The 14521-nt window shown below is 29.3% G+C and carries 14 protein-coding genes and 2 pseudogenes; 2 read left to right on the forward strand and 14 right to left on the reverse strand.

All coding sequences use genetic code 11. The annotated features are described in order from the left end of the window. From ACVHXK_RS17670 to ACVHXK_RS17720, 11 genes and pseudogenes are all read right to left on the reverse strand, one after another. A pseudogene (locus tag ACVHXK_RS17670) lies at positions 1–266 on the reverse strand (hypothetical protein); the annotation flags it as partial. Positions 267–319: 53 nt separating this feature from the next. Continuing rightward, complete coding sequence (locus tag ACVHXK_RS17675) at positions 320–739, reverse strand: hypothetical protein (RefSeq protein WP_461207732.1); 420 nt, start codon at positions 737–739, stop codon at positions 320–322. 195 nt (positions 740–934) lie between these two features. Beyond that, positions 935–1735, reverse strand: coding sequence for a polysaccharide deacetylase family protein (locus ACVHXK_RS17680; protein ID WP_461207733.1), 801 nt, complete (start codon positions 1733–1735; stop codon positions 935–937). A gap of 283 nt (positions 1736–2018) precedes the next feature. Beyond that, entirely contained in the window at positions 2019–2384 is a 366-nt protein-coding gene (locus tag ACVHXK_RS17685) for a Uma2 family endonuclease (protein WP_461207734.1), read from the reverse strand. Positions 2385–2423: 39 nt separating this feature from the next. Beyond that, positions 2424–3872: a DnaJ domain-containing protein gene (locus tag ACVHXK_RS17690; RefSeq protein WP_461207745.1), complete on the reverse strand. Its 1449-nt coding sequence runs from the start codon at positions 3870–3872 to the stop codon at positions 2424–2426. Positions 3873–3919: 47 nt separating this feature from the next. Next, complete coding sequence (locus tag ACVHXK_RS17695) at positions 3920–4489, reverse strand: hypothetical protein (RefSeq protein ID WP_461207735.1); 570 nt, start codon at positions 4487–4489, stop codon at positions 3920–3922. A 1-nt stretch (position 4490) separates the two neighbouring features. Beyond that, the gene (locus tag ACVHXK_RS17700; protein WP_461207736.1) at positions 4491–6197 is read right to left on the reverse strand and encodes an Hsp70 family protein; all 1707 of its coding nucleotides are present in this window, start codon (positions 6195–6197) and stop codon (positions 4491–4493) included. 2 nt (positions 6198–6199) lie between these two features. Beyond that, positions 6200–6778 carry a nucleotide exchange factor GrpE gene (grpE, locus tag ACVHXK_RS17705; RefSeq protein WP_461207737.1) on the reverse strand — a complete coding sequence of 193 codons (579 nt, stop codon included), beginning with the start codon at positions 6776–6778 and terminating at the stop codon, positions 6200–6202. Between the two features lie 385 nt (positions 6779–7163). Beyond that, positions 7164–8186 (reverse strand): asparaginase, encoded by a 1023-nt coding sequence (locus ACVHXK_RS17710; protein WP_461207738.1) that lies wholly within the window; start codon positions 8184–8186, stop codon positions 7164–7166. Between the two features lie 36 nt (positions 8187–8222). Continuing rightward, positions 8223–9602 (reverse strand): mannose-1-phosphate guanylyltransferase/mannose-6-phosphate isomerase, encoded by a 1380-nt coding sequence (locus ACVHXK_RS17715; protein ID WP_461207739.1) that lies wholly within the window; start codon positions 9600–9602, stop codon positions 8223–8225. 124 nt (positions 9603–9726) lie between these two features. After that, entirely contained in the window at positions 9727–10029 is a 303-nt protein-coding gene (locus ACVHXK_RS17720; protein ID WP_461207740.1) for a hypothetical protein, read from the reverse strand. Positions 10030–10316: 287 nt separating this feature from the next. Here ACVHXK_RS17720 and ACVHXK_RS17725 point away from each other — a divergent pair, with 287 nt between their 5' ends. Next, positions 10317–11048 carry an HAD family hydrolase gene (locus ACVHXK_RS17725; RefSeq protein ID WP_461207741.1) on the forward strand — a complete coding sequence of 244 codons (732 nt, stop codon included), beginning with the start codon at positions 10317–10319 and terminating at the stop codon, positions 11046–11048. Positions 11049–11136: 88 nt separating this feature from the next. Next, positions 11137–12057: a UTP--glucose-1-phosphate uridylyltransferase GalU gene (galU, locus tag ACVHXK_RS17730; RefSeq protein ID WP_461207742.1), complete on the forward strand. Its 921-nt coding sequence runs from the start codon at positions 11137–11139 to the stop codon at positions 12055–12057. 129 nt (positions 12058–12186) lie between these two features. On the opposite strand, the gene ACVHXK_RS17735 is transcribed toward galU, so the two are convergent. From ACVHXK_RS17735 to ACVHXK_RS17745, 3 genes and pseudogenes are all read right to left on the reverse strand, one after another. Then, entirely contained in the window at positions 12187–13173 is a 987-nt protein-coding gene (locus ACVHXK_RS17735) for an LCP family protein (protein WP_461207743.1), read from the reverse strand. Positions 13174–13632: 459 nt separating this feature from the next. Continuing rightward, a complete protein-coding gene (locus tag ACVHXK_RS17740; protein WP_461207744.1) occupies positions 13633–14385 on the reverse strand; it encodes a transposase in 753 nt (250 codons plus the stop codon). After that, positions 14316–14521, reverse strand: a pseudogene (locus ACVHXK_RS17745) (IS1380 family transposase); the annotation flags it as partial. The gene ACVHXK_RS17740 and the pseudogene ACVHXK_RS17745, both read right to left, overlap by 70 nt.

Raw genomic sequence — 14521 nt, forward strand, 5'->3', positions numbered from 1 at the left:
TGCCCTTCCTCAAGTTTTGTTACTTTACTTTCGAGCCTTTCTTGCCCTTCCTCAAGTTTTGTTACTTTACTTTCGAGTCTTTCTTGCCCTTCCTCAAGTTTTGTTACTTTACTTTCGAGTCTTTCTTGCCCTTCCTCAAGTTTTGTTACTTTTCCCTCAAGTCTTTCTTGGCCTTGCTCAAGTTTAGTAACTTTCCCTTCGAGTCTTTCTTGGCCTTGTTTAAGGTCTTTTAGTTCACCAAGTATTTGTTGTAATATTTGTTCCATTATAACACCTCCAAAACTTCATTCCATTACTAAAACAAGCTCTTCATTTCTATCTATTTTACAATATCAAATTTTCTCTTTATATAAAATAGTTCTCTTTCATTTTTATATTCTCTATCAGCTATAAACTCAATTTTTTCATCAATTTTATCAAATTTATCATTTACCTCAGTTCTAAACTCCGAAATCTCTGCTGTCTGTTCATTTACTGCATCAATCTTATTATTTAAAACTACTATTTCTGATTTCATTTCTACTATATCTGATTTCATTTCTACTATATCTGATTTCATTTCTACTATATCTGATTTCATTTCTACTATATCTGATTTCATCTCTACTATATCTGATTTCATCTCTACTATATCTGATTTTACTTCTATAATATCATTTTTCATAATGTTCATATCACTTTTAATACCAGTAATATCTTCTTGTATTTGCTTTAACATATCAATAATTCTTTCATCCATTATACTCACCACCAATACTTTAGTAACTAAATTTTATCATTCCTACTCCTCCATAGCAAGATGAAAATATTTACTATTCCATATTTAAACAGGTAACCCTTTATCTTTTATCTTTTGTCTTTAATCTTTTAATTGCAAATTGCAAATTGCAAATTGCAAATTATCTTTTAATAATAATTCTGCATTGCCTTAAAACTATTTATTTATCAATTTAAGATTAAGTAATTCATTATACTCACTAGTAGTTATTTCATCAAAGGTTTTAAATGTATATCCCAATTCTTTATAATATCTAATTATTTCAGGCAGTGCTTCTACAGTAGTTTTTTTATAATAAGAATCGTGCATAAGAAGTACTATCACTCCATCTTTATCATTATCTTTTAAACTTTCGGTTTGATCTTTAACATTTTTAATTAACTTATATGCTGGTATATTTCTTCCTAGTGCATCTTGTGATACAACATTCCATCCTACGTAATTAATTTCATTTTCACTCAAATAACTTCTAATTTCTTGCAATACATATTTATTACTAGTTGTATTATAAGCTCCGCCTGGTATCCTAGTATACGGTATTGGCTCATTACCTGTAATTTCTTTTATAAGAGAACCACATTTTTCTAGATCTTCTGAATATGAATTGAGACTTCTAAATAGTATTTCATATTCGTGATTATAGCAATGAGGGGCCATACACATATTATTTTTATGTAATTTATCTGCTATACTCCTATATTCCTCAATTCTTTGCCCTATAACAAAAAAAGTAGCTCTAACATCATTTTCTACTAAGATGTCTATTATTTTCTCTGTATTATTTACAGATGGTCCATCATCAAAAGTTATATAAATTGTTTTCATGCCACCACTTAAAGTTTCTACCCCTTTATCTAATTCATGATTCATAGGCATTCCAAATACTGCTTTACTACCAAAACATAATACTAAACTAACAAAAAAACTCCATTTTAAAATCTTTTTTCTCTTGTTCATATAATCACCTTTTCTTTAATTTATCCACTAATTTCTATTTAATTTCTACTAGTAAAGTTTCTTAAAACAAGAAACTTTACCTGTAATACTAATTCTTAATGACTTTAATCCTAATATAGAATTACAGACATTATTATATTGCCCAATAAGTAAAACTATATTATGGTTATTACACAAAAATAAAATGAGCTAAATCCTCTACTCTAAAGAATTTAGCTCAATAAATATTCAACTTTTATTTTCTGCCGTACTCATCATTAAATCTTATACTAGTTGATTTTCACTAAATAAATATTTTCACTAATTCAACTTTTAAATCTTTGAATACTTTAGACTTTATAGTAGCGTCATTATAATAATCCGTAGGCTCATCATAAAAGCCACTTTCATTTAAATTAAAAACCTGTACACTTTTATTTTTAGGTGACACAATCCAATACTCTTTTACTCCAAATCTTTGATATAAATTTAGTTTTTTACTAATATCAAACCAAGCAGTGGAGGGTGATAAAATCTCTACAATTAGAGGCGGTATACCAATGTAATTTTTATCGTTTAATCCAGATTTTTCACATATTACAGATAAATCTGGGATTACTTTATTAGAATTTTCTTCTTTATTTGACTTTAATATAATATCATATTTCACTATTGACTGTTTAAAATATAGCCCTATAAAAAAAGATTATTACTTACCACAACACTTTTTATACTTTTTCCCACTTCCACAAGGACACGGCTCATTTCTTCCAACTTTTTTCTCTTCTCTAATAAAGGGTTCTTGTGGCTCTACCCACTCTGGAATATCCCTATCCTCAAAACCAAATGGATCATTAAATTCAAAGTCATCATCTTCATCATCATAGTCATCATCTTCACCAAAAAAATTCTCAATTCCTTTTGATCGCATTGTTTCTTCAATCATCTCTGAAAGTATTGGATTTTTCATAGCCCTATCATTTATCTCTTCTGTAAGTTTTTCTATTTTGTTTTTATTTGTTACCCTTTGAAAAAATTCTTTTTCAACTTTATATAATTCTGGGTAATCTTTTTTTAGTATTCTGATACCTATTTTCATTTTACCTATATTCATACATATTCCCATTTTATTGGATATCTCTATAGCCTCTTTATCTTCCATAGAATCAGTAACATCTTTTGGAAGAACTTTCAAAACTACTATTGCTTCAACTTCTTCAGGAATTCTATAGTCTTCTGCTAACTCATAAATCATATCTGCATAATTATTATTAAACACCTCAATATCTAGTTTTAAAGCTTTTAAATTCTCATCCTCTGGAAGCAACATACACGCTTTATCAATAATTGACTGAGCAATTCCTGAGTTCCCTAAATGCAGCGCCTCTCTACCAAGTTCTGCCAGCTTCCATGGTATATTAATGTCACTTTCATCATTATCGCGAATTAACTGGACTAACTTATTAAGATATTCTTCTACCTTATTATAATTTTCTAAAGTTACTTCTTTCATAATTAGCCTGTAGTATATTATGCTTAAGTCCCATCCCTTTTGTTTACCTATTTTAAGAGCTTTCTTAAAAATTTTATCAGCATTATTAGGCTCATCTACCACCATATAGGCATCAGTAAGTCCAATCCATAAAGAAATATTATCTTCATCAATTTCAATTGCCTTCTTAAAGGTAGCTATTGCTTTTCTATTAAATTGTCTATATAAATATGCACTTGCTAAATGTCCTCTAAATGATGCATTTTCTGGCTGTTCTTCAACTAAGTTTTCATATAATTTGACTGCTTTTCCTGAATTGCCATTTAATAAATATGCTTTGCCTAAAAGAAGTCTTGGAAGAAGAATTTGTGGATATCCTTTTTCTATTTCCTCAAGCATTTTGATTGCATCTTTAGTATAATTTGCCATTATTAATTCTTTTGCTCTTTCAAATTTAATTTTAGCTATACCAGGAATACTCAATAAGGCGTCGTATTCTTCTTTTGTTTTTTCATTACTTAATGTTTCATAAGCTTCTCTAATTTCCATAAATTCTTTTTCATATCTATCTGGTGGAAATTTCCTAACCATTTTAAAATAACCTTTTTTTATCTCACTTTTAGTTGCATTTTGTTCAACACCAAGTAGTTCATAATAATTTTTCATCAATTTACTTTTCTCCTTATCTAATTTATTCCTAAGCTAGTTTATTTCTAGTCTTTTGTAAATAATCTCTTAATTTTTTTAAATATAAACCCTTTGTCCTCTATGTATTCTGTTATTTCTATTAAATAATTGTTTGCTTCTTTATTGTCTTTATCTAATTCAAGAGCTTTTTTCCATTGCTTAACTGCTTCTCTATTTTGATTTTCTGCATATCTGCATAGTCCATAAAGATTACAAAAACTAACAAAACTATCATAGGGTACTTTTTCTAATTTCTTTGCACCTTCATACCACTTGTCATTGGAACATAATTCTAAAGCTTTATTATATTCATCACATATTTCTAAAAACGGACTGCTATTTATATCATTTAAATATTTCAAAGCTTTATTATCTTCATTCTCATTTTTAATTCTACTTAATTCCCAATAGAATTTCGATTTATAAAATTCACCTAAAGTATAATAGCATAGTCCAAGAAGATTTAAATTCTCATAATTATTTTCATCAATACTAAAAGATTTTTCAAGTTCAATCACTGCCTTGGATACTCTGTTTCCATTAAATAATTGTAGCCCTTTGTTGTAATAAAAATTACTCATTTCTTGATTACTCATCCTATTCCTCCAACTCAAACATTAAGTCGGTTAAGTCACTCTTTACTTTTTTTAATAGTTCATCATCTTCCTCTTTAATTAATGCTTTTTTAAGTTCATTTATAGCTTCTTCTAAGTCTTGCCTATCTATTGTATCGCTCAATTTGAAAAATAATTTCTCTGCTTTTTCTATTGTTCTCTTATATTTTTTTGCTTTAGGTGCTTCTTCCCAGCTACTTACATCAATTTCTTCCTCCATGGAAACTCCAGTAGTTTCTATGGTTATCCCTGCTTTTTCTCCTGTTGAATTAATAGTAGCCTCTACATTCAAAATTCCATTAACATCATAATTAAATTTAACCTTTACAGTTTCATTCCCCGCTGATGCTTTTGGAATTCCAGTTAACATAAAATTTCCTATGAAATTATTACTTGAAGCTTTCTTATTGTCCCCTTGATAAACTTTTATTTCAACCATTTCTTGATTATCTGCTGCCGTATAATATGTTTCTTCTTTCATAGTAGGTATTGTTGTATTTCTTTTAATTAAAACACTATAGCAATCTGGTACTGGCATACCTCCTATATAATCAAGAACTTCTATTCCTAAGGTATATGGGCAAACGTCAGTTATAAGTATATCTTTTTCTACTGACAATTCTTCATTTAATATTGCCCCTTGTATAGCAGCTCCCTTTACAACTGCCAAATCTGGATCTACATAACTCTTAGGTTCCTTATTTAACTTTTCTTTTAAGAATTCCTTAACGATTGGTATTCTAGTTGATCCACCAACTAAAAGTATTACATCAATGTCATCTGGGGTTAGATCTGAATCTTTTAGTGCAATATTTATAGGCTTTTCTGTAGAATTAATTAAAGGTTTTATTAATTCTTCAAATTCTATTTTTGTAAAAGTCCTAATTAGTGATAGTGGTTTTCCATCTTTTTCAGCTATAAAAGGAATTTCAATGCTATATTCTTCTTCACTACTAAGTTTTATTTTACATTTTTCAGCTTCTTCTTTTATTTTAGAACTGCTTCTTAAATCTTTTCTTAAATCTATACTATATTCTTTTTCAAAGTCTTGAAATAATTCATTCATAATGGCTTCATCAAAATCCTTACCTCCAAGATGATTGTTACCACTACTTGCTTTAACTTCAAGTACTCCATCGAACATCTCAAGTATAGTTACATCTAGAGTTCCTCCCCCTAAATCATAAACTAATATATGCTCTTCATTTTCCATATTTTCAATTCCATAAGACAGAGCTGCAGCAGTAGGTTCGTTAATTATTCTCTCAACCTTTAATCCTGCAAGCTCACCTGCTTTTACAGTAGCTCTTCTTTGCTCATCTGTAAAATATGCTGGAACCGTTATAACAGCTCGATTAACTTCCGATTTTAGTATATCTTCAGCCATTGCTTTCAAATTTTCCAAAATAAAGGCCGATATTTTCTCCGGAGTAAATATACTTTCTCCAAGAGTAACTTTTTCATCAGAACCCATTAGTCTTTTAACTTCTCTTACTGTGTATTCCGGTCTTAATATGAACTGTTCCTTTGCTTTTTCCCCAACTATAATATTACCATTGTCATCCAAGCCTACTATTGATGGAATAATAACCTCGCCATTATTATCTTTTAAAACCGATACCTCACCATCTTCCATAATAGCTATTTCTGATGTAGATGTTCCTAAGTCAATCCCAATAATTTTACTCATGATTACAACTCCTTATTCTTTTGATTTACAATTACTTCTTCTTTTCTTAAAATTTCTTTATTATAAATATAACCATATCTCACAATTTCTATAATATAGTTATTCTCTACTGACTTTTCCTCTCTCACTTCCACTGCTTTATGTAAGTTATTATCAAATTCTACTCCATTATCTCCAATCCGAATTAATCCCAGTTTTAAGTTGATACTAGCTAATTTATTCCACAAAATGTTGATTTGTCTATTCCAACTTTCGTCACCACTTTTTTTAGAATAAAAGTAGATATCTTCGAACAAATCATTTATCTGAATTACTCCATTTAATAACTCTTTATTTTCATTCTCCACAGACTTTTTATTTCTAATCAACTCTTTATTTATATCATTATCTTCAATTTTTTCTTCTAATATTTCAATTATCTCATCAATACTATTAGCTGTTTTATATTGCTCTTTTGAAAATCTCTCTAAATTTTTTGTAAAACTATTCACTGCAACGATGATTTCAGTTTCATTATTTAAATTTTCTTTTGAAATATCTATTTTTTTATATTTACTTAGTTCTTCTTTAACATTTATCATCTTTTAATTTCCTTCCTTTATTTTCTTGTATGTGCATCTAATTCATAGCACTAATAATATTTTACATAACTAATATATTTAAATCAATCATATTAAATCAGAAAAAATAATTATAACAAAAAAATACCACTCATTAAGTCAGACTGATATCTAACTTCTATGTGTGGTATATATTTGCACTCACTATCTAGATTTGCATATGCTCATCAAGTTTATCTGCGTAGTTGGTTTTAACTTTTCATCAAACAAATCATTTAAAGTTTTAATAATTCCATATCCATTATTCGTCACCATTTAATAGCATTAAATGGTGACCTTATTATTTCATTGTATTAATTAATATTCAAACTACAGATAATGGATTTTAACCTTACTCCAAACTCTTTTATTTAACCCCTTTTGCACTACAAAGATGGAATGAAGGCTCTATTTTACCTACTACAGTGTTAAATGTATTAGTATTGTCCATCACTCTAAACTTATCAAGGGCTTTAAGTTCATCTTCATCAAGAATATTAAGGTCTTCAAGGCATCTCATAACCGCTGGCCAAAGTGCTCTGCTATAGTTACCATCTTCCATCTTAATTGCGAGTCCGATATCCTTATCTTTAAAACCAATACAATACACGCCCTCTGCACCAAGTTTTCCCGTTAATTTTCCATTAGTATGCTTTATGAGTTCTGTGCAAAATCCATCGGTACCTGCTACCATTTCAGGATGGTTATTCATAGCCTTAAATACACGATTTGATGCATCTTTATAATCATCTTCGAGATTATCTGGATTTGCAAGCTTAGCAAAACCTAGAGCCATATTATACAATGGCATTCCATGAACTGGCACAGAACAACCATCAATTCCTAAATATATATCTTCTTCTTTCATTTCGCACATTTTAGCTACAACTTTTAAAATTTCTTGCTGAAGTATATGTTCTTTCTTAACGTAATCTTCTATTTCATACCCTTTATGCACACATGTTGCAAGCATTCCAGAGTGTTTACCTGAACAATCTGAGTTTGTTGGATTTAACTCAAAATGCTCTGCTACAAGTTTCAAAGCATATTCCTCTTTAATTGAAAGAGGTGAACCACATTTTAATGAATCTATTGTTAGTCCAATTTTCTTAAGTATTCCTTCAACAGTTTTTCTATGAAAGTCTTCTCCATAGTGAGATGCACACATTATAGCAATTTCTGCATCGGTAAACTTAAATCTTTCCGCTGCTCCACTAAGTATTACATTAAGCGCTTGCAAAGGCTTTCCTGCTGATCTTATGTATGTTACCTTATAAGGATTACCTATATATTTCAGAACCCTTCCTCTCTTATCTACAACTACAGCATCACCTCTGTGACAACTCTCAACAATAGGTCCCCTTGTTACATTTACTAGTACTTCTGACATATAATCACCTTAATCCCCTCGTGATAAATCTCCATTTTAATGCCTGCCGTAATCATCATTGAATCTTACTATATCTTCTTCATCCAAATAATCGCCCATTTGAACTTCAATAATTTCTAGTAGTGTTTTTCCTGGATTCTCTAATCTGTGTTTTTGACCTGGTTTTATGAAAATACTTTCACCTGCAGGTACTAATTTTTCTACATCTTCTATTGTCACTTTAGCCATACCTTTAACAACTGTCCAGTGCTCACTTCTATGATGATGTAGATGATAGCTTAATTTTTTGCTTTGAGTAACTTTTATTCTCTTAATCTTAAAGGTATCTTTTTCTTCTTCTAGTACTTTATAACTTCCCCAAGGTCTATAATCTTGAACATGATACTCTGTTCTAATATCATTTCTTGATTTTAATTCATTAACAATCTCTTTTACCTTTTGCGATTGATCTTTTTTGCATATTAAAAGTGCATCTCTATTATCGACTATTATTAAATCATCAACACCTACTGTGGAAACTAATTTACCTTTTTCTGAATATATAAAATTATTTTTAGAATTAACAACTATATTATCACAATCAATGATATTATCATTCTTATCTTTATCAAACACATCATAGAAAGCATCAAAGCTACCAAGGTCATTCCAACCTATATCAACTGGTGTTACTGCAACATTTTTGCTTTTTTCCATAATGCCATAATCAACTGAAATCTTTTCGTTTATTTTACTAAAAGCTTCTCTAATATTTTTGCTATCGTCAAAAGCATCATATATTTCTTTAGCATGCTCTTTTACTTCATTAATAAAAAATTCAGTATTAAACATAAATATACCAGCATTCCAAAAATAGCCGTTATCAACATATGTAACTGCTACTTCATATTCTGGTTTTTCTTTAAATTCCTTCACTTTATAGCCGTTTAATTTTTGAGTTCCAGGTGCTATATATCCATATCCAGTATTTGGACCATCGGGTTTGATACCAAAGGTTATGATAGAATCTTCTGCTAATTCTTCCGACTCTTTAATTATTTCGATAAATTCCTGTGTTTTTAAAATCATATGATCTGATGGAAAAACAACTACAGAATCATTGCCTTTTTTAGCTATTTCATGAACCCCTGCATAAATTGCTGGAAGAGTATTCTTTGCTTCAGGTTCTACTAAAATATTATCTTCACAATAATCAAAACCTAATTCCTCAACAGCTCCAGCTACCAAAAACTTATACTTCTCATTGGTGACTACATATATATCATCCACATCTGCTAATAATAAACTTCTCTTGAATGTTTCTTGAAATAATGAAGGCTTATCCCCTTGTAGTTTAATAAACTGCTTTGGGTATCTATCTCTACTTAGTGGCCATAATCTGGTACCACTTCCGCCTGCTAAGATTATTACTTTCAATATATATTCCTCCTCTAATTTAAGTACTAACCTAAGTTTTAGGAAAGCACAATATACTATATCCTTGCAATAATAATTTTTAGTTATATCACTTTTAAACAAAATGAAATTTGTCTGAAATGTATTATATCGCAGGATATAACTCAATAAATTTGTACGAAGATACCAAAATTCCAATCAATATAATACACAAAAGCCAAAAAATAACATTCCAAGAAATCTTATTTTCATTTTCTTTCTTTTTATCGTAAATTAATTTTATTATTGAAAACACAATAGCTATTATTACTAAAATTATTGACGCTAGATTTCCAGCCATTAATCGACTTGAATTTTGACTATCAACAGATTCATATACCAGATATAAGGTTACTGCTTGTACAATAAACGCAGAAAAAACGAAATACATAGGCTTAATATACTTCATTAAAGACACCTTCCCTTCAATTTTATAAGGCTTGCTTTAGAATACTATTAATATATATTAAATTGCTTATAAATAAAAACTTTTAAATTAAACAATACTTTATAAATTAATAATGCTTTAAAACTCAACCTTTTATAAATATAATATTTGATAATTATCTTATTCCATATTATTATAGAAACAACAACATAAAGATATTATATCATATTATAATAATTTATAAACATAGGAAATTTTTCTTTTTATGAAAAACCTATAATTGAATATACTAAACAAGGAGAGTTAATATGTCTAAAAAAATTGCTGCTTTTTTCGATATCGATGGGACACTTTATAGAGAAGGACTAATTACTGAAATATTTAAAAAACTAATTAAATCAGAAATAATAGAAAGCACTCGTTGGTACAATGAAGTTCGGGAACACTATATAAAATGGGATAAAAGAATCGGTAACTACGATATTTATTTATTAAAAATGGCGGAAATATATATAGATGCAATAAAAGGTTTACACAAAACTCAAATTGATTTCATTGCCAAGAAAGTAATTGAGCAAAAAGGAGATAGAGTATATACATTTACAAGAGATAGAATTGAATGGCATAGAAAAAATGGTCACATATTGATAACTATATCTGGAAGTCCATCGGAGCTTGTGGAACTTATGTCTAGAAAGCATGGTTTCAACGATTATATAGGCACAGAATATATTCTAGACAATAAAAAATTCTATACAGGAGAAGTTCTTCCTATGTGGGATAGTGAAAATAAACTTCGTGCAATAAATTACTTTGTGAATAATTACAATATTGACTTATCAAAAAGCTATGCTTATGGCGATACAGCTGGAGATTATTCAATGTTAAATATAGTAGGTAACCCCACAGCTATCAATCCAACAAAAGAGCTATTACTAAAAATATCAGAAAATAGTGACTTAAAAGATAAAATAAAGGTCATTGTAGAGAGGAAAGACATGATTTACAGGCTAGATTATAATCAAATTAATATTTTGTAATATAAAATTATTTTAAAAGAAGGATTTTTATGGTAAACATAGAATTAGAATAAAGAATAAGATAAATTGTAAAAAGGTGGTTTTTATAATGAAAGTAAGAAAAGCAGTTATACCAGCTGCAGGGCTGGGTACTAGATTTTTACCTGCTACAAAAGCGCAACCAAAAGAAATGCTTCCAATAGTTGATAAACCAACACTCCAATATATAATTGAAGAAGCTGTAGCTTCAGGAATTGAAGATATTTTAATAATAACCGGTAGAAACAAAAAATCTATAGAAGATCACTTCGATAAATCAGTAGAACTTGAACTTCTTCTTGAAGAAAAAGGCAAGACTGAAATGCTAAAAATGGTAAGAGAAATAACAGATATGGTAAGCCTTCACTACATAAGACAGAAAGAACCAAGAGGATTAGGTCATGCTATCGGCTGTGCTAAAGCATTCGTAGGCAACGAACCTTTTGCAGTAATGTTAGGTGATGACATAGTTGACAGTCAAACCCCTTGCTTAAAGCAATTGATTAATTGCTTTGATGAAAAACAAGCATCTGTACTAGGTGTTCAAACTGTATCAGATGAAAATGTCTCAAAATACGGAATAGTAGCTGGAAAGCAAATTGCAGATAGATTATATACTGTAAGTGACCTTGTAGAAAAACCAAGTATTGAAGAAGCCCCTTCTAATGTTGCAATCCTTGGAAGATACATCATAACTCCAGAAATATTTAATATAATAGAGCACACCACTCCAGGAAAAGGCGGAGAAATTCAATTAACTGATGCTTTAAAAACTCTAATGACAAAAGAAAAAATGTATGCCTATAATTTTGAAGGCAAGAGATATGATGCTGGAAACAAACTTGAATTCCTTAAAGCCACTGTAGAGTTAGCTTTGAAAAAAGATGAATTGAGAGATGGATTTATTGAGTATTTGCTGGGACTTAAGGATAATGAAGTTTTTAAAAAATACTATGAAATGTATGAAAGAGAAAAAACTAATAAAAAATAGGGATATAAAAAATAACCGAGCCTAGCTCGGTTATTTTAAACTTAATTTTCTTTTATAAATTCAAAGATTTTGCCTTAGCAAAATCCTCCACAATTGTGCATTGTACATTGTGAATTGTGCATTGCTCTCCTAATATTTATTTTCTCCCGGAGACACATCATCATATATATAAGCATGCATCTGTTCTGTAGTTTTCTCTAAGTCAGCCCCTAGGTAATAAACTCCATCTATTTTAAGATCATAAGCTACTCCGTCTACAGGGAATCTAGTTTGCTCTATATTGGTGAATCCTGATCGAAGTACATCTGTACCAATTTTAAGTATATCTCCTGCATCCATATTAGTTTGTACATACTGAAGAAGATTAGAAGCTACTGAGACAAACTTAGTTTTGTCCATTGTTGCAAATTTATTTAATAATTGTTCAAGAACTTCTCTTTGCCTTGATGATCTAGCAAAATCTCCACCTGCTGTGTATCTAATACGGCAATATGCTACAGCTTGGCTACCATTTAACGTTTGGAGACCTGTTGTAGTTATATGCTGTGCTGTTATATTGGATATATTAGCTACCTCATCTATGTAACCATTTATGTATTTGATCTCTGAACTATCTACCTCTATAGTAACTCCACCTAGTTCATCAATAATGTTTTGCAAATCAAAGAAATCTACTGTTACAAAATTTTTAATGTCTAAATCAAAATTTTTGTTGATGGTAGCCAAAGCCAATTGTGCCCCGCCATAAGAGTACGCATGAGTAATTTTTGTCATACCATGACCTGTAACATCTACATATGTATCTCTCATAATAGAAGATAACTTGATTTTATCATTGTCTTTATCGATTGTAGCAATCATAATGGCATCTGAAAGTCCTTTGTAATCTTTATCTCTACTATCTATACCAAAAAAAGCAAAATTAGTAACATTGTACTCTTCTGCGACTTCTTGAGCTTCCTCAGATATTTCTAAATCCTCTACTGTATTTGATATTTCTACTTTTTTCATTGTTCCAAGTTTAGATGCAATATATCCGCTTGTACCTGCAAAAATCAAAACTATAATAATTAAAATAATAATCAATACCCTTTTAGTTTTCTTCTTTCTTGCCATAATATTTCTCCTTTGTCAAACTATTTTTAACTTACTTTACTATTATAATATTATAACAAGGAAAAAGAAAGATTGATTACAAAATTATTAAATTGTTCATCACTTGCAAAAAATAGAACAGATTAAAAATTCATTTCTTTGTTAATCTTTAATGTTATTGCATATTTTTACAATTACCTCATTCCAAATTAGCAATGCTATCTTCTACCAAAGTCCATTTTAGTGAACTTTCAATATATTGTTAATCCTGAATTATTCATAGGTTTAAATTTAATAACTTAATTATAATGAATTGGGTTGTTATTTAGACCTATTTTTATTTTTATATAAGTTTTTTCTGTATTTATGTGTGAGTTTTAATATTTATTTGAACTTACAATTTTTTACTCTTAAAAAAGGGTATGTTTTACCCGTAGGGTGCTATTTTGATTTAAATTTTATTTCTATTGTTTCTAAATGTTATGTGAAGTAAGGCAGTTCATTAATTTTATCAATAATATGCCAAAATTCTTTTTTATAAGCGTAGCTGCTACAAAGTTTAAATTTTAAATATCGACCTGTTTTAATTACTTTAGCTGCTACTTTTATTATTTTCATACGTATGGTCTCAATCCTGTTTTCTTTGATGTTTTTGCTGAAACACAATCTTCTAAATAGGTTATTCAAATTATAAGCTAAAACCATTTCTTGTAGTTTATTAGCATTAGCTAGATATTTTCTGCTACTCATTTTACAGAAAGCAAAACCATTTTTGCCCCCTTTTGTAAAGTTTTCCATGGTACCACGATTGCAATAAAAATTTATAATATTCTTAGGTGATACAGTCATATTAGTAACAACGAAAGTATAGTGATAACCTATTTGCCATTCGGGTTTTTCTATTTTCACTTCTACTCTACGATTTTTTTCCCAACTCGATGCTTTATATTGAAATTCCTCATAAATCACTTGATAATCGTATGGATTTCCCTTGTACTTTTCTATTAGTTTATTCTCAAACTTTGAAGTTAATTTATATAAAGTGGCATTTGCTTTTAATCTAATGGAGTATAATGTTTCAAGTTGCTCCGCAAGTTCATATAATCCAGATACTGCAAACCCACTATCTCGACGAATACATCTAGTTACACTTGGATATTCCTTTAAGTATTTTTTAGTACTGGGCCAATAAAACTTACTACTTTCCTTGAAGTATAAACATTTTCTGAGCATAGCTCTGCTTTAATTAAATCACCATTTGACCCATAATGATAATTAAAGGCTGCGCCATATTGTTTACCAAAAGTTTGTAAGTTCGTAGAATCAATATCAAATATGATATGTTCAATTGGTTCTATAGAATAAGCTC

This window comes from Clostridium sp. DL1XJH146, assembly GCF_054819755.1.

What these genes read in the sequence shown, in the direction of transcription:
- ACVHXK_RS17675 (WP_461207732.1), bottom strand. Translation starts at nt 739, where the DNA reads ATGGATGAAAGAATTATTGATATGTTAAAGCAAATACAAGAAGATATT.
- ACVHXK_RS17680 (WP_461207733.1), bottom strand. Translation starts at nt 1,735, where the DNA reads ATGAACAAGAGAAAAAAGATTTTAAAATGGAGTTTTTTTGTTAGTTTA.
- ACVHXK_RS17690 (WP_461207745.1), bottom strand. Translation starts at nt 3,872, where the DNA reads ATGAAAAATTATTATGAACTACTTGGTGTTGAACAAAATGCAACTAAA.
- ACVHXK_RS17695 (WP_461207735.1), bottom strand. Translation starts at nt 4,489, where the DNA reads ATGAGTAATCAAGAAATGAGTAATTTTTATTACAACAAAGGGCTACAA.
- ACVHXK_RS17700 (WP_461207736.1), bottom strand. Translation starts at nt 6,197, where the DNA reads ATGAGTAAAATTATTGGGATTGACTTAGGAACATCTACATCAGAAATA.
- grpE (WP_461207737.1), bottom strand. Translation starts at nt 6,778, where the DNA reads ATGATAAATGTTAAAGAAGAACTAAGTAAATATAAAAAAATAGATATT.
- ACVHXK_RS17710 (WP_461207738.1), bottom strand. Translation starts at nt 8,186, where the DNA reads ATGTCAGAAGTACTAGTAAATGTAACAAGGGGACCTATTGTTGAGAGT.
- ACVHXK_RS17720 (WP_461207740.1), bottom strand. Translation starts at nt 10,029, where the DNA reads ATGAAGTATATTAAGCCTATGTATTTCGTTTTTTCTGCGTTTATTGTA.
- ACVHXK_RS17725 (WP_461207741.1), top strand. Translation starts at nt 10,317, where the DNA reads ATGTCTAAAAAAATTGCTGCTTTTTTCGATATCGATGGGACACTTTAT.
- galU (WP_461207742.1), top strand. Translation starts at nt 11,137, where the DNA reads ATGAAAGTAAGAAAAGCAGTTATACCAGCTGCAGGGCTGGGTACTAGA.
- ACVHXK_RS17735 (WP_461207743.1), bottom strand. Translation starts at nt 13,173, where the DNA reads ATGGCAAGAAAGAAGAAAACTAAAAGGGTATTGATTATTATTTTAATT.
- ACVHXK_RS17740 (WP_461207744.1), bottom strand. Translation starts at nt 14,385, where the DNA reads ATGCTCAGAAAATGTTTATACTTCAAGGAAAGTAGTAAGTTTTATTGG.